The sequence below is a fragment of the Novosphingopyxis sp. genome (genome assembly GCF_965218915.1).
GTDB lineage: Bacteria > Pseudomonadota > Alphaproteobacteria > Sphingomonadales > Sphingomonadaceae > Novosphingopyxis.
In genome coordinates this window covers 3,023,718-3,046,811 of the sequence record NZ_OZ244708.1, presented here as the reverse complement: position 1 = coordinate 3,046,811, position 23,094 = coordinate 3,023,718, and the positions used below count along the sequence as shown (strand labels likewise).

The 23,094-nt window shown below is 64.6% G+C and carries 20 protein-coding genes and 3 pseudogenes; 15 read left to right on the top strand and 8 right to left on the bottom strand.

Features of this window, described 5'->3' with window-relative positions; genetic code table 11:
• Positions 1–116 precede the first annotated feature (116 nt).
• Genes ACOQPC_RS14380 through ACOQPC_RS14365 form a run of 4 tightly spaced genes read left to right on the top strand, consistent with a single transcriptional unit; the run spans position 117 to position 5,077 of the window.
• A complete protein-coding gene (locus tag ACOQPC_RS14380; protein ID WP_420606394.1) occupies positions 117–758 on the top strand; it encodes a CerR family C-terminal domain-containing protein in 642 nt (213 codons plus the stop codon).
• Complete coding sequence (locus tag ACOQPC_RS14375; protein ID WP_420606393.1) at positions 755–1,939, top strand: HlyD family secretion protein; 1,185 nt, start codon at positions 755–757, stop codon at positions 1,937–1,939. The genes ACOQPC_RS14380 and ACOQPC_RS14375 overlap by 4 nt, the downstream gene beginning before the upstream one ends.
• A 4-nt stretch (positions 1,940–1,943) precedes the next feature.
• On the top strand, positions 1,944–3,539 hold the full coding sequence (locus ACOQPC_RS14370; RefSeq protein WP_420606392.1) for a DHA2 family efflux MFS transporter permease subunit: 1,596 nt from the start codon (positions 1,944–1,946) through the stop codon (positions 3,537–3,539).
• Complete coding sequence (locus ACOQPC_RS14365) at positions 3,536–5,077, top strand: efflux transporter outer membrane subunit (protein WP_420606391.1); 1,542 nt, start codon at positions 3,536–3,538, stop codon at positions 5,075–5,077. The genes ACOQPC_RS14370 and ACOQPC_RS14365 overlap by 4 nt, the downstream gene beginning before the upstream one ends.
• A gap of 22 nt (positions 5,078–5,099) precedes the next feature.
• On the opposite strand, the gene ACOQPC_RS14360 is transcribed toward ACOQPC_RS14365, so the two are convergent.
• The 5 genes from ACOQPC_RS14360 to ACOQPC_RS14340 all read right to left on the bottom strand — a co-directional run bounded on the left by ACOQPC_RS14360 (position 5,100) and on the right by ACOQPC_RS14340 (position 12,350).
• Complete coding sequence (locus ACOQPC_RS14360) at positions 5,100–5,705, bottom strand: glutathione S-transferase (RefSeq protein WP_420606390.1); 606 nt, start codon at positions 5,703–5,705, stop codon at positions 5,100–5,102.
• Positions 5,698–6,654, bottom strand: coding sequence for a rhodanese-related sulfurtransferase (locus ACOQPC_RS14355; RefSeq protein ID WP_420606389.1), 957 nt, complete (start codon positions 6,652–6,654; stop codon positions 5,698–5,700). The genes ACOQPC_RS14360 and ACOQPC_RS14355 overlap by 8 nt, the downstream gene beginning before the upstream one ends.
• Before the next feature lie 199 nt (positions 6,655–6,853).
• Complete coding sequence (locus tag ACOQPC_RS14350; protein WP_420606388.1) at positions 6,854–9,970, bottom strand: efflux RND transporter permease subunit; 3,117 nt, start codon at positions 9,968–9,970, stop codon at positions 6,854–6,856.
• 38 nt (positions 9,971–10,008) lie between these two features.
• Positions 10,009–11,031, bottom strand: coding sequence for an efflux RND transporter periplasmic adaptor subunit (locus ACOQPC_RS14345; RefSeq protein WP_420606387.1), 1,023 nt, complete (start codon positions 11,029–11,031; stop codon positions 10,009–10,011).
• Positions 11,028–12,350: a TolC family protein gene (locus tag ACOQPC_RS14340; RefSeq protein ID WP_420606386.1), complete on the bottom strand. Its 1,323-nt coding sequence runs from the start codon at positions 12,348–12,350 to the stop codon at positions 11,028–11,030. The genes ACOQPC_RS14345 and ACOQPC_RS14340 overlap by 4 nt, the downstream gene beginning before the upstream one ends.
• 315 nt (positions 12,351–12,665) lie before the next feature.
• On the opposite strand from ACOQPC_RS14340, the gene ACOQPC_RS14335 reads away from it, so the two are divergent.
• The 5 genes and pseudogenes from ACOQPC_RS14335 (at position 12,666) to ACOQPC_RS14315 (ending at position 15,902) form a co-directional block, all read left to right on the top strand.
• A complete protein-coding gene (locus ACOQPC_RS14335) occupies positions 12,666–13,013 on the top strand; it encodes a PepSY domain-containing protein (RefSeq protein WP_420606385.1) in 348 nt (115 codons plus the stop codon).
• A 24-nt stretch (positions 13,014–13,037) separates the two neighbouring features.
• Positions 13,038–13,715, top strand: a complete 678-nt coding sequence (locus tag ACOQPC_RS14330) for a response regulator transcription factor (RefSeq protein WP_420606384.1) — start codon at positions 13,038–13,040, stop codon at positions 13,713–13,715.
• A complete protein-coding gene (locus ACOQPC_RS14325) occupies positions 13,708–15,048 on the top strand; it encodes an ATP-binding protein (protein WP_420606383.1) in 1,341 nt (446 codons plus the stop codon). The genes ACOQPC_RS14330 and ACOQPC_RS14325 overlap by 8 nt, the downstream gene beginning before the upstream one ends.
• 244 nt (positions 15,049–15,292) lie before the next feature.
• A pseudogene (locus tag ACOQPC_RS14320) lies at positions 15,293–15,625 on the top strand (Arm DNA-binding domain-containing protein); the annotation flags it as partial.
• Positions 15,626–15,755: 130 nt separating this feature from the next.
• Positions 15,756–15,902 carry a hypothetical protein gene (locus tag ACOQPC_RS14315; protein WP_420608193.1) on the top strand — a complete coding sequence of 49 codons (147 nt, stop codon included), beginning with the start codon at positions 15,756–15,758 and terminating at the stop codon, positions 15,900–15,902.
• A 196-nt stretch (positions 15,903–16,098) separates the two neighbouring features.
• On the opposite strand, the gene ACOQPC_RS14310 is transcribed toward ACOQPC_RS14315, so the two are convergent.
• Positions 16,099–16,362, bottom strand: coding sequence for an ArsR/SmtB family transcription factor (locus tag ACOQPC_RS14310; protein WP_420606382.1), 264 nt, complete (start codon positions 16,360–16,362; stop codon positions 16,099–16,101).
• Between the two features lie 242 nt (positions 16,363–16,604).
• Here ACOQPC_RS14310 and ACOQPC_RS14305 point away from each other — a divergent pair.
• Positions 16,605–17,420 (top strand): annotated as a pseudogene (locus ACOQPC_RS14305) (type IV secretory system conjugative DNA transfer family protein); the annotation flags it as partial.
• Between the two features lie 130 nt (positions 17,421–17,550).
• Here ACOQPC_RS14305 and ACOQPC_RS14300 read toward each other — a convergent pair.
• The gene (locus ACOQPC_RS14300; protein WP_420606381.1) at positions 17,551–18,165 is read right to left on the bottom strand and encodes an FMN-dependent NADH-azoreductase; all 615 of its coding nucleotides are present in this window, start codon (positions 18,163–18,165) and stop codon (positions 17,551–17,553) included.
• Between the two features lie 16 nt (positions 18,166–18,181).
• Positions 18,182–18,976 carry a DODA-type extradiol aromatic ring-opening family dioxygenase gene (locus ACOQPC_RS14295; RefSeq protein ID WP_420606380.1) on the bottom strand — a complete coding sequence of 265 codons (795 nt, stop codon included), beginning with the start codon at positions 18,974–18,976 and terminating at the stop codon, positions 18,182–18,184.
• Between the two features lie 77 nt (positions 18,977–19,053).
• Between ACOQPC_RS14295 and ACOQPC_RS14290 the strand changes: the two genes are divergently transcribed.
• The 5 genes and pseudogenes from ACOQPC_RS14290 to ACOQPC_RS14270 all read left to right on the top strand — a co-directional run bounded on the left by ACOQPC_RS14290 (position 19,054) and on the right by ACOQPC_RS14270 (position 23,088).
• Positions 19,054–19,953: a LysR family transcriptional regulator gene (locus ACOQPC_RS14290; RefSeq protein ID WP_420606379.1), complete on the top strand. Its 900-nt coding sequence runs from the start codon at positions 19,054–19,056 to the stop codon at positions 19,951–19,953.
• A 320-nt stretch (positions 19,954–20,273) separates the two neighbouring features.
• Positions 20,274–20,731 (top strand): annotated as a pseudogene (locus ACOQPC_RS14285) (ATPase, T2SS/T4P/T4SS family); the annotation flags it as partial.
• A gap of 152 nt (positions 20,732–20,883) precedes the next feature.
• A complete protein-coding gene (locus ACOQPC_RS14280; RefSeq protein ID WP_420606378.1) occupies positions 20,884–21,354 on the top strand; it encodes a hypothetical protein in 471 nt (156 codons plus the stop codon).
• 151 nt (positions 21,355–21,505) lie between these two features.
• Positions 21,506–22,372 (top strand): helix-turn-helix transcriptional regulator, encoded by an 867-nt coding sequence (locus ACOQPC_RS14275; protein WP_420608158.1) that lies wholly within the window; start codon positions 21,506–21,508, stop codon positions 22,370–22,372.
• Between the two features lie 104 nt (positions 22,373–22,476).
• A complete protein-coding gene (locus ACOQPC_RS14270; RefSeq protein WP_420606377.1) occupies positions 22,477–23,088 on the top strand; it encodes an NADPH-dependent F420 reductase in 612 nt (203 codons plus the stop codon).
• Positions 23,089–23,094: the final 6 nt, after the last annotated feature.

Below are 23,094 nucleotides of genomic sequence, written 5' to 3'. Positions count from 1 at the left end.
CACTTCGGCTTCCTGAGGCTGCTATGGACAGGCGCCGCCGCGGCAGTCTCACTTCGTAAGAACAAAATTCTTAGCATGTCTTGCCAAGTTCGTTCGATCGAACTATATGCTTCGCCATGACTCCTAACCGGCTTCTCGATGTTGCGATCGCGGCCTTCGGCTATCACGGCCTGGAAGGCGCCAGCACGCGGCAGATCGCGGGCGCTGCGGATAGCGCGATGTCCGCGATCACCTATCACTATGGCGGCAAGGAAGGTCTTTACTTGGCCGCTGCCGACCGCATTGCCGAGACGCTGGCAGAAGGCATGGCGGTCCATGTCGACGGCGCCGACACCATCGCCCCCGGCGATTGTCTGGCGGCGCGCGCGAAGCTGCAGGCGATCTTCCGGCTGCTATCCGAAAAGATGACTGACGACGGCACCGCCGACCATTCGCGCTTCATCCTGCGCGAACAGATGAATCCCACCGCCGCGTTCGACCGGATCTATGACGGCTTCTTGGAACATATTTTCGGCACGCTCGCGACGCTGGTGGTGATCGCCACCGGAGCCGACCGGCGGACCGCGGCGATCGTCACCTCCGCGCTGGTGGGGCAGGCAATGAGCCCACGCTCGTCCAAGGCTTCGCTGCTGCGCCAGCTGGGCCTTCGGCACTACGACGCCGAGATCCGCGCGGCGATACAGTCCTGCCTCGCCGCCAATGTCGACGCCATGCTCGACGGCCTTGCCGCCAATAATCGCCCGAAGGACCTTTCATGACCGACCAGAACGATCAGACGCAGGAGGAGGAACAGGCCGAGCAGTCGGGCGAAGAGCAGGCAGATGCGCATACCGATGCGAATGCGGATGAGTCGAACGCGGACGCCGGCGACGATACCGCAGACGACCAGCCGAAAAAAAAGTCGCTATTCAAGAAGCCGATCTTCTGGATCATCCTGATCGTGGTCGTCGCGGCGATCGCGATCGGCGGCACGCTCTATTATCTCAATGCGCGCCAGTATGAATCGACCGACGACGCATTCATCGATGCGCATATCGTGCGGCTCGCCGCCGAGGAAGCGGGCACGCTGGTCAGCGTCGCCAATGTCGACAACCGCCACGTCAAGGCCGGCACCGTGCTCGCGGTGATCGAGCCTTCGGGCCAGGTCGACCGGCAAGACGAGGCCGAAGCCAATGTGCGGCAGGCGAACGAGGAATATCGCCAGGCGCTGGCGCAGATCGATGCGATGATCGCGCAGCGCCGACAGGCGGCATCGCAGGCGCGCGTGCCGCTCGCCGCGGCGATCAAGGCGCAGCAGGACCTGACGCGCTACCGGAAGCTTGCCGCGCTCGATCCCAACGCCGTGTCCGGCCAGCAGCTCGACGAAGCGCGCAAGGAGGCCCGCCAGACCGCCGCCGACGCGGCCGCGGCGCGCAGCCAGATCGAAAGCGCGGACGCCGACGTCGAGGTCGCGCGCAAGCAGGCGAATGTCGCTGAAGCCGGTATCGCGGCGCGCAAGGCGTCGGCAAAGGCGACGCAGACCAACATCAACAATTTGCGGATCACCGCGCCGATCGACGGGCAGGTGGTCAACCGGCAAGTCAATATCGGCTCCTATGTCTCGCCCGGCACGCAGCTGCTCGCGGTGATTCCCGACGAGATGTGGATCACCGCCAATTTCAAGGAAACGCAGCTGGAACAGATGCGCATCGGCCAGCCGGTGACGATCGTGATCGACGCCTTTCCGGGCGTCGAATTCATCGGCAAGGTCGACAGCTTCCAGCAGGGCGCGGGCCAGGCGTTCGCGGTGCTGCCGCCGCAGAACGCCACCGGCAATTATGTCAAGGTGGTGCAGCGCGTGCCGGTGCGGATCGTCTTCGACGTCAAGAACGGCCCCGATCCGCGCAAATATCCGATCGGCCCGGGCATGTCGGCCGTGCCCACCGTAAAGGTGCGCTAAGCCGATGGCAGACGCCGCATCCGCCGGTCATGGCTGGACGCCTTCGCGCTCGGCGGCGGGGCGTTACAGCCCGTGGCTGATCGTCGCGATCATCTCGATCCCCACGTTCATGGAGGTGCTCGACACCGCCATCGCCAATGTCGCGCTCGATCATATCGGCGGCAGCCTGTCGGTATCGACCGATCAGGCGACCTGGGTGTTGACCAGCTATCTCGTCGCCAACGCCATCGTCATCCCGATCTCCGGCTGGCTCAGCGATGCGATCGGCAGGAAGCGCTATTTCCTGCTCTCGATCATGCTGTTCACCGGCGCCTCCTTTCTCTGCGGTATTTCGCCGAACCTCACGACGCTCGTTATCGCGCGGATATTGCAGGGCATCGGCGGCGGCGGGCTGGCACCGGTCGAGCAGTCGATGCTCGCCGACACCTTTCCGCCGGACAAGCGCGGCATGGCCTTTGCCGCCTTCGCCATCGTGGTCGTGGTCGGACCCGTGCTGGGGCCGACGCTGGGCGGCTACATCGTCGAATATGCCAGCTGGCACTGGGTATTCCTGATCAACGTGCCCGTCGGCATTCTCGCCGTTTTTCTGGTGCAGATTTTCGTCGATGAGCCGGAACAGGTCGAAAAGGACCGCGCGGAACGTTTCAAGGACGGGCTCAATATCGATTATGTCGGTGTGGCGCTGGTAGCCCTGGGTCTTGGATTTTTCGAATATACGCTCGACCGGGGTCTGCGCGAGGACTGGTTCGCCAGTTCGCTGATCACCGTCACCGCCTCGATCGCAGCGGTGTCGCTGATCGCGCTGGTGATCTGGGAACTCAATCACAAGGACCCGGTGGTCAATCTGCGGCTGCTGAAGAACCGCAATTTCTCGATGACGCTCTTGGTCATGACGATCACCGGCGTGATTCTGTTCGGCACCACCCAGCTGATCCCGCAGATGCTGCAGCAGGTGCTCGGCTACAGCGCGCTGGACGCCGGCCTCGCGCTGACATTCGGCGGTTTCGCGACACTGGCGGCGGTGCCGTTCGCCGGGCGTCTGAGCGACAAGGTCGACGTGCGCTGGCTGCTGTTTCCGGCGCTGCTCGTGCAGGGCGCGGCCTTGTGGAACATGGCGCAGCTCAACGCCGATATGAGCTTCGCCGACGCCGCGATCGCGCGGCTCTATCAGGCAGTGGCGCTGCCCTTCCTGTTCGTGCCGATCAACGCGGTGGCCTATATCGGGCTCAAACAGACGCAGACCGCGCAGGCCTCCAGCCTGCTCAACGTCTGCCGCAACCTCGGCGGGTCGATCGGCATTTCGGTATCGCAGACCAAGCTCGCCAATTCGATGCAATTTCATCAGGCCGAGATGGTGCAGACGCTCAATCCGCTCGATCCGAACTACAACCAGTGGATGGACCGGGCGCAAGGCGCGATCGGCGGGCAGGACCAGACCGCGATCGCTATTCTATACAGCCAGGTGCAACGGCAGGCGGCGATGATCTCGTTCATCGACGTGTTCTATTTCCTGATGACGATCGTGCTGGTCGTGTCGCCGCTGGTCTTTCTCATGCGCAAACCGAAACCCGGCTCCGCGCCGGCGGGAGCCGGACATTGAACAATCGCTGCAAAACCCTCGTCATCGGTAGCCTGCTGCTGTCCGCTTGCACCGTCGGGCCGGACTACAGCGCGCCGGTGGCCGATATTCCCGCCGCCTTTACCGGTCCCGCGCCGAGCGGGGACGCGATCGATCCTGCGATATGGTGGAAAGCCTATGACGATCCCGAGCTGACCGCCCTCATCGAACGTGCGCTGAAGGACAATCCGGACATCGCCATCGCCATCTCGCGCGTGCGGCAGGCGCGGCTGCAGGAAATCACCGCGCGCGGGGCGGGGCTGCCGTCGATCGATGCCCAGGCCAGCGTCAGCCATATCGAATTCAGCAAGAACGCCGGATTTTCCAGTATCGCCCGCCAGTTTTCTGGCGGTGGCGGTGGCGGTGGCGCATCGGGCGGGAGCGGCGGCGGCGCTTCGGCGGCCAACGGCTTCGCGCTGCCAGGCAGCGGCATCACCACCTATTCGGCCGGGTTCGATGCCGATTGGGAGCTCGACCTGTTCGGCGGCGCGGTGCGCGGAACCGAGGCGGCGCGGGCGCGCACCGAGGCAGCGATCTGGAACGGCCGCGATGCTGCGGTGATGCTGGCGAGCGAAGTGGCACAGGCCTATTTCGCGCTGCGCTTCGACCGGCAGCAGATGGAGGTGATCGAGGCGGAAATCGCGGCTCAGCAACGCATCGTCCAGATCGCCGATCACAATGCCGACGTCGGCCTGATCCCGCGTATCGAAGCGATCAACGCGCGAAATGACCTGACCGCCAATCAGGCACGGATCGAGCCGGTGCGCGCGGACATGGCGGTGCGCCGCCACGCGATCGCGCTGCTATTGGGCCGGCAGCCGGCCGCGCTCGACACCGAATTGCAAAGCTTCGAGGCACCGCTGGTCACCGCGCCGTTGGTGCCGCCGGGCCTGCCGTCCGACCTGCTGCGCCGCCGTCCCGATATCCGCGCGGCCGAGCGCGATCTGGCGGCGTCGACCGCCGATATCGGTGTCGCGGTGGCCGATCTCTATCCAAAATTCAGCCTCACCGGCATGGCGCAGCTGATCTCGACCGCGCTCACCAGCCTGATCAGCGGCGACAGCCTGCAACTGACCGGCAGCGCGCTGGGCCAGTTCCCGATCCTCGATTTCGGCAAGCGCAAGGCGGCGGTCGGCCGGCAGGAAGAGGCGCGCGATCAGGCCTATCTGGAATATCGCAAGACCGTGCTCGGCGCGCTGCGCGATGTCGAGGATCCGCTGGCGCAGATCGACACCGAGCGCCGCCGCAACGGCGCGCTGGCGCAGGCGGTGGCCGATGCGCAGGCCAACGCCAGGGCGGTCGAGGCGCGCTACGCGGCCGGGTTCGTGCCCGAAGACGATGCGCTGGGCGCGGCCGCGCAATTGCTGTCGGCGCGCGAGCAACTGGCGGGCAGCGACGCGCAGCTCCGGCAATACAGCATCGCCCTGTTCAAGGCACTCGGCGGCGGCTGGGAGGCCGCGGAAAACGATGGCGAACAGGCCGCAAAGCCCGGCACCGAGCAATTCGGCGCGGCGAACTGAACCGGGACGACCATGCGGTCGCTCAATCGCCGGCGCGCCATGGCTCGCGCTTGACCATGATCGCCTGAAACAGCGGTGACGCAAGCAGACCCGCGAGCCATGCCTGCAGATGCGGCAGCGTCTGCGCGGCGAACCAGTCGCGGTCGGTCGCGGCGAACTGGCGCACGAACGGCATGACCGCGATATCGGTCAGCGTCCGCCGCGCGCCGCACAGAAAAGGTTGTGCGGCGAGGCGCCGGTCGAGCGCCGCCAATATCGCCATCCCCTCGCCGCGGTGTTCAGCCGCATCGCTATTATGACGGCTGGCATATTTATAGCGGTCGAGATGATGTTTGAACGGACCGTCATTGGCCGCGATCAGCGTGGCGTCGTCGCCTTCGAGCCAATGCTCGGGGTCATTGCGACCGAGCGCCCAGCGCATGATGTCGATACTCTCGTCGATCACGCTGCCGTCCGGCAGTACGAGCACCGGCACCGTTCCCTTGGAAGAAGCTGCGATCAACGCCTCCGGCTTGTCGCGCAGCCGCACCTCGCGGTGCTCGCAAGCGATCCCGCCGACGTGCAGCGCCATGCGGGCGCGCATCGCATAGGGGCAGCGGCGGAAGCTGTAGAGGACGGGCTCAGTCATCGTTGCTGCCCGGTTGGCGCGCGCCGACATGCGCTACGCCGCGCGCCTCGGCCAGCGTGCTCTGCCGGTGGCGTTCGGCATAGCCGCGGCGCTGCTCGTCGCTGCGCTGGTCGTGGCATGCCGGGCAGCTGATCCCAGCCATGTAAAGCTTGGATTTACGCTCCGCCTCGCCGACCGGCATACGGCACGCACGGCACAGCTCGTGGCTGCCCTGTTCGAGGCCGTGACCCACGCTCACCCGCTCGTCGAACACGAAACATTCGCCTTCCCAGCGGCTCGCTTCCGGCGAGATCCGTTCGAGATAGGAGAGAATGCCGCCCTCCAGATGATAGACCTCGTCCAGTCCCTGCCGTTTGAGATAGGCGGTGGCCTTTTCGCAGCGTATCCCGCCGGTGCAGAACATCGCGATTCTGGGAGGGTTTTCGCCCGCTTGCAGTTCGCCGCGATGCCGTTCGAACCACTCCGGAAAGTCGCGAAAGCTCTTGGTGCGGGGGTCGACCGCGCCGTGAAAGCTGCCGATCGCCACCTCGTAATCGTTGCGCGTGTCGATCAGGATGACATCGGGATCGTCGACCAGCGCGTTCCAGTCCTCCGGCGCGACATATCGGCCGGCCTCGCCGACCGGATCGATGTCGGGCCGGCCCATGGTCACGATCTCGCGCTTGATCCGCACCTTCAACCGGTGAAACGGCATTGCCGCCGCCCGCGCTTCCTTGACGCCGACATCCGCGCAGCCGGGCAGCGCGCGGATGTGCCGAAGCACCGCCGCGATCGCCGCGTCGCTACCGGCAATGGTACCGTTGATGCCTTCGCGCGCCAGCAACAGCGTGCCCTTTACGTCCTTCGATCGACATGCCGCATCGAGCGTGTCGCGGATCGAAGCCAAATCCTCGAACGAAGTGAAGCGATAAACCGCAATTACGCGGATGGGTGGAACGGCTTGGGTCAATATCTGCAGGCGTCCTGATCGCAAGGCGGTGGCGGTCGATCGCTGCCAGAGAACCGGTGCGTCCGCGATGATAAAAACGGGTATGTGGTCATTCGGAAATAGCGGATAGTGCCGCTTAAAGCATAATATCGTTGATACGCCTACCGCGTCGATGCTTCCTTTGGGGGAACGACGCGCCCGGTGTCAGGACATGGCAGCGTCAGGACATGGCAGGCTCGGCAGGGCCGGGCTTGGGATCGAAATCGGCGCGGGTGTGGCCGTGGAAATTGTCCATCAGCCAGATCGCGGCGGGCAGGAACAGCAGCACCAGCGGCACCGCGGCGAACAGGCCGAAGATGATCGCGGTGGCGAGCGGCTGCTGCAGCCCGGCGTTGCGGCTTATGCCCAGCGCGAGTGGGCTCAGCGTCAGGATCGCGATCAGCGCCGACATGACGATCGGGCGCATGCGGTTGGCCCCGGCATGGCGCAGCTGCGCGAGCAGGCCGGTCCGCTCGGCATTGTCGTCCTGCGCGGCGGCGTCCTGCGCAGCATGGGCATCGTCGATCTCCGCGAGGAAGAAGATCACCAGCTCGCTGACCATGCCGACCACCATGGTGAGACCCATCAGCGCCGAAATATTGAGCTCGATACCGGTCACCCACAGCCCGATCAGCACCGATGCGGCCGACAGCAGCACGGTGGCGATGGCCGCCAGGGTCCAGGCCAGCCGTTCGAACAGAAAGGTGATGAGCAGCGCGATGAGCAGGATCGCGGCGGCGAAGACCATGCCGAGATCGGCGAAACTCTGCTGCTGCTGCGCGTAAAGCCCGCCATATTCGACGCGGATCGAACGGGGCAGGCCGAGTTTGGTGACCACATCGCGAATTTCCTTCATCGCCGAGCCGAGATCGCGTTTGTCGAGCCGCGCGGTGACCGCAATGAACGGCGCCAGATCCTCGCGCGTCAGCTGCTGCTGGCCTGAAAGGATGCCGACGGCGGCGACTTCGGCGAGCCGCACCGCATGGCCGTCCGCGGCGATCAGCGGCAGGTTTTCGACATCGGCAATGCGGCTCCGCAGATCCTGCGGTCCGCGCACTCGGATGGTGACGAGCTGCTCGCCGATGCGCATGCTGGCGTCCGCGCTGCCGCCGATCAGCGCCTGCACCTGCGCGGCGACGGCGTCCGCGTCGAGCCCCTGCTGCGCGGCGAGGCCGGGCTCGACCGAGATCTGGATCGAATCGCCCGCGACGCGCAGGCCATCGACCACCTCGGCCACGCCCTGCACCTTGCCGATCGCGCCGCCGATCTTTTGCGCGGCGGCGGCGAGCGCTGCGGGATCATTGCCGAATAATTTGACCTCGATCGGTTCGGGCACGGCGGTGAGATCGCCGATCAGATCCTCCATCAACTGGATATATTCGGTCTCCAGTCCGGGCACCTCAGCGCTCACGCGGTCCCCGATATCGGTCATCACCGCTTCGATCGGACGGCGCGATCCGCCTTTCAGCCGAACGAAATAATCGCCCTCGTCGGCCTCGGTCAGCCCGCCGCCGAGCTGCACGCCGGTGCGCCGCGAATAGCTCGCCACCTCGGGCGTATCCCGGATGATCTGCTCGACCTGGCGCAGCAGCCGATCCGTATCCTCGATCGCCGCGCCCGGCTGCGCACGGTAATCGAGCACGAACCCGCCCTCGTCCATCTTGGGCATGAAGCCCGAAGGGACATGCGACCATGCGGCAAAGCCGAGCAGCGCGAGGCCCAGACCCAGAAGCGCCACGAACAGGCCGGGCCTGGCAAACACGCGGTCGCCGCTGCGCGTATAGAAGTTGCCAAGGCGCGCGGTCATTTTCTCGCCGCGCCCGATCGCCTCGACATCCTTCTGCCGCAGCCAGTGCGCCGCGAGCAGCGGCACCACCAGCCGCGCATAGGCCAGCGACACCAGCAGCGCGGCGACCATGGTGATCGCCAGCGCCTTGAAGAAGCCGCCCGACACGCCGCTGATAAAGGCCAGCGGCAGGAACACGACGACGGTGGCGCATGTGGAGCCCAACAAGGGCCGCGTCATCTCGGCAGCCGAGGCCAGCATCGACCGCGCCGTCGCCTCCGCGCCTTCCTGAAGCCGCCGCGCCATATGTTCGAGCACGACCACGGCGTCGTCGACCACCAGGCCCACCGCGGCGGCCATGCCGCCCAGCGTCATCATGTTGAAGCTCATGCCCAGGACCAGCAGGAACAGGCAGGCAGCGGCGAGCACGGCAGGCAGCATCAGCCCGGTGATCAGCATCATCCGCACCGACCGGAGAAACAGGAACAGCACCAGCCCCGCCAGCACCGCGCCGATCAGGATCGCGTCGCGCACCGCGCTGGCGGCGCCGCTGACCAGCTCGGACTGATCGTAGAACGGCGTGACCTTGACCGTGGGCGGCAAGCCGGCGGTGACGAGCCGCGCGTCGATATCCTTGACCACCGCGACGGTGTTGCCGTTCAGCGCCTGGCGGACATTGACCAGCACCGCAGGCTTACCGTCCGATGTCACCCGCGTGTACACCGGTTCTGCCGAGGGGTGGATATCGGCGACCTGGCCCAATGTCACCACGCCCGCGCCGTCGCCGCTGCCCGATTTCAGCGGCGTGGCGCGCAGATCCTCGATGGTGGCGATGCGCCGTTCGACGAGCACCAGATAGAGCCGGTGGCGGTCCTCGATCCGCCCGGCGCCGCGCACGACATTGGCGTTGGACAGGGCACCCTGCACATCGGCGAGGCTGAGGCCCAGCGCGGCGAGCCGCCCCGGATCGACGTCGACCGCGAATTCACGCGGGGAGCCGCCGAGAATGTCGATTCCGGCAACGCCCTGCACGCCGGTGAGCGCTGGGCGCACGCGCAGTTCGGCAAGCTGGCGCAGCGCCTCCTGATCGAGGCTGTCCGAGGTCAGCGCGATGCCGAGCACGGGGAAGATGGTCGGATCGGACCGGCGCACGTCGAAGCTGGTGCCCTGCGGCAATTGCGCCGAGAGTGCGGCCAGCGCCGATTGCGTGGCCAGCGTGGCGGCGACCATGTCCCGCCCCCAGTCGAAATTCAGCGACACCTCGGCCGAACCGCGGCTGGTGGTCGATCGGATGCGGGTGACGCCCGGCACCGCGCGCAAGGCGATCTCGATCGGGCGGGTGATCTCGACCTCCATCTGCGCCGCGTCGCGGTCACCCGCATCGACCGCCACGACCACGCGCGGATAATCGATATGCGGGAAGATGCCGACCGGCAGCCGCGTCGCCGCCGCGACGCCCGCCAGCGTGACGAGGATCACCGCCAGCCACAGCGAGCGGGAATGACGGGCCAATACCCCTTTGATCGGAGCCCCTTTCATCGGCGCGCTCGTCATTTGGTGCGTACCTTCATGCCGTCCTCGAGCGCGGTACCGCCCGCGACCACCACCATCGCGCCGGGCCGCAGGCCGCCGGTGATCGCGACCATCGATCCGTCGGTCGCGCCGACCGTAACGTCTTGACGGTGCGCGACGTCATCGGAGACGGTGTAGACATAGGGCTGGCCGCCCTCGTTGAGCAGCGCGGCATAGGGGATGCTTGGGCCGGTGCCGCTGGTCTCGGTCGTGACATTGGCGCGCAGCGGCTCGCCCGCACCGATCCCCGCGCTGCCCGGAATGCGCGTGAACAGCGAGGCAAGCCGTGTCGCGGGATCGACGACCGGGTCCACGGAAACGATCGGCGCGGTGATCGGCGGCAGGCCCGGCCCGCGCTGGATATCGATCGATCCGCCGCGCGCAAGTTGCCGCGCGATCGCAGGATCGATGCCGAAGCGCGCGCGCAGATCGCCGGCCTGCGCGATCGTCGCCACCGCCGTGCCCGCGGCGACGAGCTGACCCTCGGCCACCGGATAGGTCTGAACATAGCCGGCGACCGGCGCGCGCAGCGACAGCGATCCGGCGCGCCCCGACAGGCTGGCGACGGTGGCGCCGCTGCTCTGCGCCGCGGCGCGGGCGCTCTCGACCTCGGCGTCGCTGACCAGCCCGTCGGCGCGCAGGCGTTTGGCGCGCTCGTAAGCGAGCTTGTCCGATTGCGCACCGGCCTTGGCGGTGGCGATGTCGAGTCGGGTGGTCGGGCTCGGCGAAAGCTGCGCGACCAACTGACCCTTTTTTACGGGATCACCCTCGGCCACCACGAAATGCGCGACGATCGCCTCGGCGGGCGCCGTCAACGTGCGCTGGTTGGTCGCATCGTTCTGCGCCGCGCCGTAGATGGTGACCGATTGCTCCACCGGCCCGCTGCCGACCTGCGCCAGTTTGACCAGAGCGGCGGGCTCGGGCGCTTTATCCTGCGTGTCCGATCCGGACGAACAGGCGGCGAGCGCGAGCAGGAGCGCCCCGGCGAAAATCCGTGTCATGGCCAGGTCTCCCTCGGGGCACCGCTAAATTGTTCGAGCATGATCATATTCTCGGCGATCTGCTGCTCGGTCTGCGCAAGGAGCAGCTGTTGATCGCGATATGCCTGTTCGGCCGTTTCGGCGGTGGCGAGCGCGAGGTCGCCCCGGTTCGCGGCGCGGCGCGTGGCGGCGGCGAAACGCTCGAGCGCGGGCAGACCATCCAGCACGGCGAGCCGCTGTTTCTCGGCGATGTTCACCGCCTCGCGCGCGGCGGCGATCTCGGCGCGGGTCTGGAAGATGCGCGCGTCATATTCGGCCCGGAGCGCTTCGCGTGTCGCCCGTTCGATGGCGATGCCGCCGCGATTGCGGTTCCACAGCGGGAGCGAGAGGTCGATCGCGGGGCCGAGCAGCTTGTTGTTGCCGGTATCGCGCGACGCGTTGGCGGTGACGGTGAGATTGGGGAACTGGTCGAGCACAGCCTTGCGCGTGGCCGCTTCCTGCGCGGCGTAACCGGCCTTGAGCGCGGCAAGATCGGTGCGCCGTTCAAGTGCGAGCGTGAACAACGTGGCGGCGGGCGGCAGCGACGTCGGCGGCGGGGGCGGGGCGAGTTGGAGCGGGAATTCCGGCGGCAGACCCAATAAGCGGGTGAGTTCGTAACGCGCGGCCGCCAGGTCCGCCTCGGCGGTCTGGTAGCGCTGGGTGATGTCGAACGCCGCCTGCCGCGCAGCCTGCACCTTATCGGCGGCATAATCGCCGCGGCCCGCCGCGTCGAGCGTTCGGCTCAGCAGCGATTGCGCCGAGGCACGGCTTTGGCGCAGCAGATCGAACTGCCGCTCCAGCGCGGACGCCCGCACCGCCTGCGTGCGCGCGTCGTTCGCCTTTTGCCATTCCGCCCAGGCCAGATCGAGCCGCACCTGCCGCTCCTCGGCGCGCGCCTGCCGGACCAGCACATGGCGGGTGCGCAGCGCATTGAGATCGAACCCGAAAGCGGCGGCTAGATTGTCGACCGGATCGGGGCCGGACAGAATATGGTCGAACCCCGCGCTGATGCTGGGATCGGGCAGCAGCCCGGCGGCAAACGCCTGCGCGCTCTTGACCCCCGCGCGGGCCCGCATGGCCTTCAGGTCCGGGTTGTTCAGCACCGCGAGCACCGCCACCGCATTGCCGTCCAGCGGCGCGGCGAAGTCGATGGTGGTGGGTGTCAGAAACGGTCGGTCGATAATCTTGGCATCGGCGCTGAGCAGCGCGAGCGAGGGCGGGGCGAGCAGGTCGTCGGCGCCGCCGAGCGGAACCGGCGCGTAGGTCGCGCAGGATGCCAGCAGCAGCGCCGGAAGCGCCAATGCCGCCCGCCAGGGTCCGCCCCGATGTTTCCGCCGCGCAATCAACCGCTTGTCCCTTTGTGCCCGGCCTGATGATAGCAGCATAAGGGCAGGGGCAAGCCCTTTGATGCAGAGCAATCTCTAGGCGGCTGCCCTCGGCGTTGGGGAAGATCAATCCAACTTTCTGGAAAGGTTGAAGATATAGCACCTGATGAGCGGCGGGGCGGGCGCCAAGATTGGGAGATTGTAATCTGCCGGAAATGGATCCCCAATCCGCGCGCTGGCATAACCGGTTTCAAGGTTCGCAAGCCGCGAGCCAGTATCAGGAGTCCTGTCATGCAGAAGAAAATCATCGCTACCACCCTTTGCGCGCTCGCGCTTGGCGGCGCGGCCATCGCCGGCGTCACGCATCAGGGCCACGAAGCCGCGCCCGCCGCCAGGATCACGATGGCTGAGGCGCGCGCCATTGCGATGAAGGAAGCACCGGGCGGTGTCATCGCCGAAGCCGAACTGGAAAAGGAAGACGGCAGCTGGCGCTATTCCTTCGATATCCGGCAGGATGGCCGGATCCATGAAATCGGGGTAGACCCGCAAAATGGCCGCATCGTCGAAAATAGCTGGGAAAATGCCAGGGACGAAGCGCATGAGGCCGCCGATGAAGCCAAACATGGCGGCAAGCACTGATCGCTTGCCGGGCGGGCGGGCAATATGCGCGTCCTGATCGCCGAAGATGATGAGGAAATGGCCCGGTTCGTCGCGCGCGGGCTCGGCGAACTGGGCTATCAGACCGCGATCGCGCCGACCGGCGAGGACGCGCTGCACCTGGCGACTACCGATCCGTTCGACCTGATGATCCTCGATCGGATGTTGCCGGGCCTCGACGGGCTGTCGGTGCTCCGCCGCCTGCGCGCCGCCGCGATCGCCACGCCCGTGCTGTTGCTCACCGCGATGGGCCAGATCGAGGACCGGGTGGAGGGGCTGGAAGCGGGCGCCGACGACTATCTGGTGAAGCCCTTCGCCTTTTCGGAGCTCGCCGCGCGGCTCAACGCGCTGTCGCGCCGCGCACCGGCAGGGCAAATCGAGACGCATTTCGAGGTCGGCTCGATCCGGCTCGATCTGCTCAAGCGGCAGGTCACGCGCGGCGGCGAACCGATCCCGCTGCAGCCGCGCGAGTTTCGGCTGCTCGAGGAACTGCTGCGCGGCGCGGACCGCGTGGTGACGCGAACCATGCTGCTCGAGCGGGTGTGGAATTTCCATTTCGATCCGCAGACCAACATCGTCGAGACGCATATGAGTCGGCTTCGCGCCAAGCTGAACGCCGGCGACTGGACCGACGCGATCGAGACGGTGCGCGGCGCGGGCTACCGGATCCGGTCCGATGCATGAGCGGGCGCGAGCCGCCCCGCTGCGCAGCGCCGCTTACCGTATCGCGCTCATCTATTCGGGCGCGTTCGTGCTCGCCACCCTGCTGCTCGGCCTGATGGTCTATCTCGCCGCGCACGCCGCGTTGGTGCGCCAGCTCGACGCGCAGATCGAGAGCACCGCGCTGGATCTGAAGGCGCGCTATGCCGACGAGGGACGTCAGGACCTGATCGAATCGATCCGCGCGCGCGAGCGGCTACGCTCGCCGGGCGAGCTGGGGTTCGCGCTGTTTGCCGCCGATGGTCGTCGGATCGCGGGCGATATGGACACCGGGCGGCCCCGGCTCGGCTGGAGCAATATCATCTTCATCGATCCCGAGGAGGGCGCCGATCCGGGGCGCGCCCTGGCGATCGGCCTGCCCGATGGCACGCGGCTCGCGGTGGCGGCCGACCGTGAACCGCTGGAGGCGATCGACCGGCGCATCCTCGTCATCTTCGCCGTCGCTTCGCTCGCGATCCTGCTGCTGGGCATCGTCGGCGGCCTGATCCTCGGCGCCTATCTGCGCGGCCGCATCGGCCGGATCGGGCGCACCGCCGAGGCGATCGTCTCGGGCGATCTGGCCCGGCGCATGCCGATCGGCCCGCGCGGCGACGAGTTCGACGATCTGGCGCGCACGCTGAACCGCATGCTCGACCGGATCGAGCGCCTCATGAACAATCTTCGCCAGATATCGAGCGACATCGCCCACGACCTCCGCACCCCGCTCTCGCGACTTCGCAATCATCTCGAGGAGATGCGGTCGGGCGATGGCGTGCGGGAAGAGGATGTCCAAAGCGCGGTCGCGCGTACGGATGACATATTGAAACTGTTCGCGGCTATCCTCAGGATTTCCGAACTCGAACGGGGCGCCGCGAGCCGATATTTCGTCCCGTTGCGGCTCGATGAAATCGCGCGCGACATATGCGAAAGCTACGCCCCCGCGATCGAGGACAGCGGGTGCAGCCTCGCATGCGCGATCGACGGCTCCGTCACCGTGGCCGGCGACCGCGAGCTGATATCACAGATTATTGCCAACCTGCTCGACAATGCCATGGTTCATACGCCGATCGGCACGCACATCACGTTGACGCTGAACGCGCTGGCGCTGGTGATCGCCGACAATGGTCATGGCATCGCGTCAGAGGACCGAACCCGCGTCCTCCAGCGGTTCGTGCGGCTCGACCAAAGCCGCACGCGCCCCGGTCACGGGCTGGGGCTCAACCTCGCCGCCGCGATCGTCGAGGCTCACGGCTGGACGATTGCGGTCGAATCCAACAATCCGGGTACGAAAGTGCGCATCGGCCTCATTGGCTCATGACGCTCAGCGTTTGAAATTCAACCCCTGAGGGCCGCTCGGAATGCATCCACGGCGGGCTGCGCCTGTTTTATCGCCCGATTTTGTCGGCGAGGTGTTTGCAAGCGATGCAAACCCTGCCGTTATGGCCATAACAGGCGCACCCGACAGGATTCGAACCTATGGCCTTCGCCTTTGGAGCGGTAACAGACTGATTTCGGTACGTCTTCTCTTTGCACGCTAGGGTCCGCCAAACCCCTACTACGAAATGATCTCAGTTCCCTACGCCGCCGAAGCCAGTATCTTAGAACGGTTCAAAGTTTCCGTTCGGGTGCTGCCGTCTCGCTTCCGGAAAACGGTTCCGGAAACCGTCGGCCATCAGGAGTTAGACCTCGTGGCGAAACTGAGCAAGCGCACCGTTGACCAAGCCCAACCGAGCGCGAAAGACTTGTTTCTCTGGGACGACGAACTGCTTGGGTTCGGACTACGCGTCTTCGCGCCGGGACGAAAGAGCTACGTCGTCCAATACCGCGCCGCCGGTCGGACGCGGCGGTTTACGATCGGCCCCCATGGCGCGTGGGCCCCGGACACCGCTCGCCTGGAGGCGCGTATTCTTCTTGGGCGGGTTGCCCAAGGCGAAAACCCAGCCGAGGAGCGGCAGCTGACGCCGCACGTGCTGCGCCACAGCTTTGCGAGCATCGCCAACGATCTGTGGTTCACCGAGTTCGACGGTGGCGGCGTTGCTCGGCCACGCGCAGGGAACCATCGCCAGCCGCTACATCCATGCGGTAGACACGTCTTTAATCATGGCGGCGGATATTGTCGCAGGCTACATCAACGCACTACTCAGTGGCGCGGAATTGAAGCGAACTGGGTAGGCCGTGGATCGCGCCTCGCGGCAAGCTGCGCTGGACATGATGTTTGCGCAGTCCTTCTGCCCGGTGGCACGTAGTAGACTCTATAGAGAGGCTAGATGCTGCATCCTTGTACGTATCAACGCCAATCGCATTGCATTGAACGCGCGCGTGATGACGATCGCTTTCTCGCCTTCTTCCTGCACATCGGTTGCATTCGTCATGTCGTTTTTCCTTTCTCTGCTTGTTTTTCCAGAAGTTGGAGCTCTTCGAGAACGGCATCGAGCCGTTCGTAATTGTTGGCCCAGGTCTCGCGATAGTGTTTCAGCCAATCGATCGCTGGCTTCAGGGCATCGCCTTCCATGCGGCGCGGGCGCCGCTGCGCATCGACCGCACTCGAAATGAGACCGGCGCGTTCTAGAACCTTTAAGTGCTTGGTTATGGTCGGTTGGCTGCAGCCGAACGGCTTCGCCAGTTCGGTCACCGTGGCTTCGCCCTCGGAGAGTCGAGCCAGCAACGCGCGTCGCGTCGGGTCGGCGAGAGCAAACCACCCCAATCCAAACCATTGCCGCTGATCCGCTGCTGAAACCTGTCTTTCCGCAAACGACCAAGTAGCGTCGGTTGCTACGAGCCTCGACGTTTGCGCTATTGGGCCCGATGTTTTGCTACTCCCCTTGAAATCAACCCTCGCCAGCATCGAGTCCTATTTCGAAAGGAACTCCGCGGATGTCCGCGACCAAGATCCTCTGGGGCCAGAGCAGCGTCGTTTTCCTGATCGTGCTGATCACGACCTGGGCGGCGACGCAATGGTCGGCGTGGCAGCTCGGCTTTCAGCCCCAATAAGGGTATACGTGGTTCGAACTGGCCGGCCAATCTTTTATCCGCCGTCGTTTTTCTGGTGGTGGTATTGCTACGATGCTTATGCGCCGTCCATTTTCGTCGAAGGCGCCTACATCGCAGCATCGGGTGGATTCATCTCTATCGCGGTCGCCACCGGCAGGTCGGTATGGCGCGCGAGCGAAGCCAGGACCGCCGAGACCTATGGCTCGGCGCGCTGGGCCAAGAAGAGAGGTGAAGGCGGCCGGGCTGCTCGGCGCGGACGGGGTGGTGCTCGGCAAGCTGGAGCGCGACTATCTGCGCCACGACGGACCCGAGCATGTGCTGTGCTTCGCGCCGACCCGGAGCGGCAAGGGCGTCGGGCTCGTCGTACCGTCACTGCTGACCTGGCCGGGCTCGGCCATCGTCCACGACTTCAAGGGCGAGAACTGGCAGGTCACCGCCGGCTTTCGGGCAAAGCATGGCCGGGTGATGCTGTTCGATCCGACCAACCCGAACTCCGCCGCTTACAATCCGCTCCTCGAAGTGCGCCGCGGCGATTGGGAGGTTCGCGACGTCCAGAACGTCGCCGACATACTTGTCGATCCGGAAGGGTCGCTCGACAAGCGCAACCACTGGGAGAAGACGAGCCACACGCTGCTAGTCGGTGCGATCCTCCACGTACTCTGCGCCGAGTCTGACAAGACGCTGGCCGGCGTCGCCTCCACTGACCTGCGATTATGACACTGCGCAACCCGCAGAAATGCGAGCATAGGCCGATGGTGTCAGAACCGACCGGTTCTGACACCATCTCAAATGTCTCAAAAGGTTTCGGCGATGTTGCGTTGCGAATAGTTCATGCGGCGGCACGCTCGATTTCAGGTTCGACGGAGGCGATGAAGCCATCCATCGTCTGTTCGCCCATATCGACGGCCTTCGCGCCGCCTCCAGCGACGACCGTTACGTCGGTGATACCGATAACGCCCAGGATCAGGCGCAGATATTGGGTCGCAATATCCCGGTCGCGGATCGGCGATCCCTCGGTGTAGACGCCGCCCGAGGCGATCAGCACCGTCGCCTTCTTGCCGGTGACAAGGCCGCTTCCATCGAAGCCCAGTGTCATGCCCTTGCGGACAATATGGTCCACCCACGCCTTCAGAGCTGCGGGAATGTTATAGTTGTAGACAGGCGTGGCGATCACGATGTGGTCGGCGCTGATGATTTCACCAACTAGCTCGTCGGATAGACGCAGCGCGTCTTTCATTTCCGGCGAATGCTCTTCGGGCGGCGTGAAATATGCCTGAAGCCAAGGCGCTGTTACGAACGGTAAATCAGTCTCCATCAAGTCGCGCTCGATTACCTCGCTTGCCGGATGTACGGTTCGCCAGTCCGCGACGAAGCGGCGGGTCATATTGCGTGAGATGGAATGGCCGCCGCGCGGGCTGGTCTCAACGACGAGAAGTTTGGTCATGTCAGGTCTCCTTTGATTATCCAAAACGGAAGCCGGAAATTGGCTTGCCGAACGCATGGCCGTGGAACGCGATCTGGCCCTGCTCGCCCGACGCAGCCCCGGCGGCCACCATCAGCGGCAGCAGGTGATCTTCGTGCGGCTGAGCCTGTCGGGCGCCGGGGGCTTTTGCCCAATCGATCAGCGAGCGGTCGCGCGTTGCGCCGTCCGTCATCGCCGCGCGCAGCCACGCATCGAACGCCTCCGCGGCGGGATCGGCGCTGCCGCCGCCACCCATGAAGCCGCGCATATTGTGATAGGTCTGCCCGCTGCCGACGATCAATACGCCCTCGTCGCGTAACGGCTTGAGTGCGCGACCGAGCGCCAGATGCGTCGCGGGATCAAGCCCGTGCTGAAGCGACAGTTGGACGGTCGGGATATCGGCGCGAGGAAACATGACCTTCAGCGGCACGAATACACCGTGGTCCCAGCCGCGTGTCGTATCAGCGCCACTATCGATACCGGCCGCGCCGAGCAGGGTACGGACCCGTATCGCGAGGGTCGGATCGCCGGGGGCAGGCCACGTCAATCGATAGGTGTGATCGGGAAAACCGCCATAGTCGAATAGCAGCGGCGGGGCGGCCCCGAAATTGACCGTCGGGCGCACCTCTTCCCAATGCCCGGAAATAACGAGGATGGCACGTGGCTGCTTGTCGAGCGTGCCGATGAAGTCACGCAGATAGGCTTCAAGCTCGCTCCACCCATCCCGCATCGGGCCAGGATTGAGGAAGAAGCAGGGACCACCCCCGTGATTGATGAAATAGGTCGGTTGCATGGAAACAAACTAGGGTTCAATACCCCCTGCGGGAGAGACCAAATGATGATTGTTTCCATCGGCAAATGTGATAGATCATGATCGGTAACCTGAGCCTCGATCAGTTGCGCGTCCTAGTAACGATCGCTGACACGGGCAGCTTCTCCGCTGCGGGACGCAAGCTTGGTCGCGTCCAGTCGGCGATCAGCCAGACAATTGCGACACTGGAAGCAGCGCAGGGCGTCGGACTGTTCGATCGCAGCGGGCATCGACCTCTATTAACCGATGTCGGACGCGTTCTGGTCGTTCAAGCAAGGCTGGTTCTTGCCAGTGCCGGTCGGTTCGAGGCGGTCGCAGCAGGGACACGCGACGGACTGGAACCCGAACTCACGCTCGCGATCGATCCATTGGTGCCCACCGCGCCGCTGATCGACAGCCTGCGCGTGTTGAGCGAGACTTTTCCGGATCTCCCTGTCAGCTTCTCGACCGAAGGGCTCGGCGGTGCCTTGCGGCGGCTACACAGTGGCTCGGCGGCTCTCGGCATCTGCCTGCTGCTGCCGGACGTGCCAGAGGACATAATCGCCTACCCGCTGCTGCGGATCGCCATGCAGCCGGTGGTCGCGCCCGGTCATCCGTTGGCAAATCTGGGGCGTGCCGCAACGCGCGGCGATCTGGAGCCACACGTCCAGCTTGTTCTTTCCGACCCGGTCGATCCCGGTGGCGCGGCTTATGGTCTAACGAGCGCGCGATTGTGGCGTTTCATAGACCTCGGTCGTCGACTCGACTTTTTGTTAGGCGGCCTTGGATGGTGCCGAATGCCGGAACATTTGGTTGCTTCACCAATCACAGCGGGAACACTGGTCCCGCTCCAGATCGAGGACGATCCGACTCCCGCCGGGGGCCTCATAATCTACGCAGCGCATCGCCGTGACCATGCACTCGGCCCTGCTGGCCGGTGGCTGCTGCATGGTCTACGAAATCGCCTCGCTATCGTTTGAACCTTTAAGCTGACCTAAGGAGTCGCCTCATTCCAGCGAAGCATATCGCTTCTTTTTCAATGACCGACATTGGACGATTTTCACCATCGCTTCACTGGTATCAAAACCGAACGGTTGTGACACCTGGGGAACCGGCCACTTATCGGGCTCTGCCATCGAAAGAAGACTATCAGCAACCCACCCCGAAGCGCCGTTGGCATGCCTCTCGCCCGGTTCTGAATTATGACCATCGCTGTTAGCGCCATAGCTTCAGTGTGTCGCCACCTGACCAGCGCCGATCCCGCAGTCCACCTGTCTTCGCACGCTACGCCACTACGACCGGCAGCCCTCGCGTTTCGGCCGAGCTGCCCGAGACGGGGGAGCGGTTCGAGTGGCTTCTGCCGCCGGTCGTGACGGCACCGATTTTCGCTATCCGCAAGCCCGCCGTGGCGGTCTTCACGCTCCGCGACTATGTCGCCGCCGTATCATGTCCGCCGAGCAGGCCGCGGCGCTGCGCCTCGCGGTCGCCGAGCGGCGCAACATCCTCGTCGCCGGCGGCACCTCGACCGGCAAGACCACGCTCACCAACGCGCTGCTGGCCGAAGTCGCCAAGACCGACGACCGCGTCGTCCTGATCGAGGACGCGCGCGAGCTGCAATGCGCCGCGCCGAACTTGGTCGCGATGCGCACCAAGGACGGCGTCGCCTCGCTCTCGTATCTGGTGCGCTCCTCGCTGCGGCTGCGGCCCGACCGCATCCCGATCGGCGAGGTCCGCGGCGCCGAGGCGCTCGATCTGTTGGCACGCTCGCCGCCGCGCTCGGCCTAGCGGCGTGTTGCCGGGCAAAAGAGGTAGCTGCGGCGACGGCGAGAATGCGGGCCGAGCTGTCCTGCCCCCGCTGCGGCGCTGGACTAGCCGACGATCCGCGAGATCTCCTGATTAAGCGAGGTGCCGTGACCATCACCTTCGATCCTCTAGAGGTGAGAGGGCGAGAGAAATTTGTAGCCCTGTCGCCCGTCGAGGCACATATCTTCGCCTGTGTCGCCCGACGTGGGCGCGCCACATTCGAATCGCTGGACATGGCGCTAGAAGAGGTTGGCGCGCAACCAGCAACCAGGTCGCTGGTGTTGTTACACATTCGTCGGAAGTTCGAAAGTGTCGGCGCCGGTCCGCCGTTCGAGCGATTGGCAGGCGCCGGAGTGAGGCCTGTCATCGAACCCAACGAACATGCCTCCGCCGCAACCGTAATTGGATTGCGGCAACCGGTTGATAGGGAAATCGGCAACTGCGCTACATCGGAGTTGGAGCACGACGGTCATCATGAGGGAACGAGAAGCGGACAGTCGAGGGGATCCGATGACCTCGCAACTTCCGATAGAGCGGATGCGGCCAGAATGCAGGATCGCCGCGCCACATTTCTATAAATTAAGGATTAGGGCCTATTTGGTTAAATATCGTGGAGGCGCTTTGGAAGCCGCCTGCCGTCGTGCCCGCCGCCACATTAGAATCTTGATAGCGAGATCAAAGGTAAAGTCGATAGCGGCAGGAAGATTGGTGAGGCTGCATTTTGTGAACATGTGGTTCGAGCACGACGAGATTGCTGACGCGGTCACCTCCGCGGCGTGGATTCTGCCCGGCAGCTGCGGACCAGACGTTTGCAACGGCCGTCGAGTGATCAGCGATACGGGCAGCCTGCTGCTTGAGGACAGCCGCCGAGACGTAGCCCACCCGCTTGGCCATGGCTACTCATCCGAGTACCAATTGGTGTTTCCCTATTTTGGCGCCTTCGATTGGCGCATAGGGAAAGAACAACGATTGATCGACGCCAACTCATTGCTTCTCGTCACCGGCGGCCAAGAGTTTTCGGAAGCGCACCCGCACGAACAGATCGGACACGCCAGTGCCATCCTGACCTTGGACGCAGAGCTCCTGGACGAAATCGGGTTGAAGCAGGGTTCCCTATGGTGGTCGGCTATAAATCGACCGGTGACTGACAGCATGCGCCTGCTCGTACACCGTCTCCTTTTCACCGACATGTCAAACCTCGCGCGCGAAGAACTCAGCTTGTACCTCCTGCGGCTCGTTGCCGACAACGAGGCCCGAGGCGTGGACCAAGCGTGCCGCAGAGTCACTCAAAGAGCCAAACAGATCTTGCACCAGAGCGGTTATGAGCCGTTGTCGTTGACGCAGATTGCATCGCAAGTTGGCGTCTCACCAATCTACCTGACGCAAAGCTTTACGCGTTCCGAAGGTATGCCACTTTACCGATATCAGATGCGACTGCGGCTGGCTCGTGCATTGTTCGAACTTCCGCGCCGGAAGAGTCTGATCGATCTTGCGCTCGACCTTGGCTTTTCGAGCCACAGTCATTTTTCGTCGACATTCCGCGCCGTCTTCGGAATGACGCCGTCACAATTTAGATCCGAATTTGCGGGCGGATGACCAATGGCACGAAACCGTTCAGCGGTTCACCGTCGCGAGTGAAGCGGGCTTGCTTTTAACAATCACTCGACAGGCCCGGCGCCGTCTCGCGAAGGAGAACTAATATGCGTATCGCCGTCATTGGTGCGGGCAACGTCGGTCGGGCCGTCGGATCGGGGTGGATTGCGAAAGGCCTGTCGGTGACCTGGGGCGTGCGGGATCCTGAAAGCGATCATGGCGTCGCACCATGCAAAACAGTCGCCGAGGCCGTTACGGATGCCGACGTTGTCGTGCTTGCGGTGATGTTCCACTCAATCGAAGCCGCGCTCGTCGAATGTGGTGACCTGAACGGAAAGGTGCTGATCGATCCAACGAACCCGCTAACGCCGGACGGCGATGGGTTGGCGCTGTCCCTCGGATTTGAAACGTCATCCGCCGAGTTTATTGCCGCGCGGACGAACGCGAGAGTCGTCAAGTCGCTCAATCAGGTGGGCGCCACTGTCTTGGCAGACCCGGACGGCTATGCGGTACGACCCATTCAATTCGTTGCCGGGGATGATGCCGAAGCCAAGGCTCTCGTCGCCTCGCTGGTCGAGGACCTGGGCTTTGAGGTCCGTGACGCAGGACCTCTTCGGGCAGCACGCCTTCTAGAGCCGTTGGCGATGGTGTGGATCGATCAAGCTATGCGCTACGGCATGCCCGCTGATCGAGCGTGGGCCTTGGTAGATCGGCAGTGACTCTAC

Excerpts from the sequence above, each read along its gene's own strand:
- ACOQPC_RS14275 (WP_420608158.1), top strand. The coding sequence starts at position 21,506 with ATGTGGTTCGAGCACGACGAGATTGCTGACGCGGTCACCTCCGCGGCG.
- ACOQPC_RS14270 (WP_420606377.1), top strand. The coding sequence starts at position 22,477 with ATGCGTATCGCCGTCATTGGTGCGGGCAACGTCGGTCGGGCCGTCGGA.
- ACOQPC_RS14345 (WP_420606387.1), bottom strand. The coding sequence starts at position 11,031 with ATGACACGGATTTTCGCCGGGGCGCTCCTGCTCGCGCTCGCCGCCTGT.
- ACOQPC_RS14330 (WP_420606384.1), top strand. The coding sequence starts at position 13,038 with ATGCGCGTCCTGATCGCCGAAGATGATGAGGAAATGGCCCGGTTCGTC.
- ACOQPC_RS14325 (WP_420606383.1), top strand. The coding sequence starts at position 13,708 with ATGCATGAGCGGGCGCGAGCCGCCCCGCTGCGCAGCGCCGCTTACCGT.
- ACOQPC_RS14290 (WP_420606379.1), top strand. The coding sequence starts at position 19,054 with ATGATCGGTAACCTGAGCCTCGATCAGTTGCGCGTCCTAGTAACGATC.
- ACOQPC_RS14300 (WP_420606381.1), bottom strand. The coding sequence starts at position 18,165 with ATGACCAAACTTCTCGTCGTTGAGACCAGCCCGCGCGGCGGCCATTCC.
- ACOQPC_RS14360 (WP_420606390.1), bottom strand. The coding sequence starts at position 5,705 with ATGACTGAGCCCGTCCTCTACAGCTTCCGCCGCTGCCCCTATGCGATG.
- ACOQPC_RS14380 (WP_420606394.1), top strand. The coding sequence starts at position 117 with ATGACTCCTAACCGGCTTCTCGATGTTGCGATCGCGGCCTTCGGCTAT.
- ACOQPC_RS14335 (WP_420606385.1), top strand. The coding sequence starts at position 12,666 with ATGCAGAAGAAAATCATCGCTACCACCCTTTGCGCGCTCGCGCTTGGC.
- ACOQPC_RS14295 (WP_420606380.1), bottom strand. The coding sequence starts at position 18,976 with ATGCAACCGACCTATTTCATCAATCACGGGGGTGGTCCCTGCTTCTTC.
- ACOQPC_RS14375 (WP_420606393.1), top strand. The coding sequence starts at position 755 with ATGACCGACCAGAACGATCAGACGCAGGAGGAGGAACAGGCCGAGCAG.
- ACOQPC_RS14370 (WP_420606392.1), top strand. The coding sequence starts at position 1,944 with ATGGCAGACGCCGCATCCGCCGGTCATGGCTGGACGCCTTCGCGCTCG.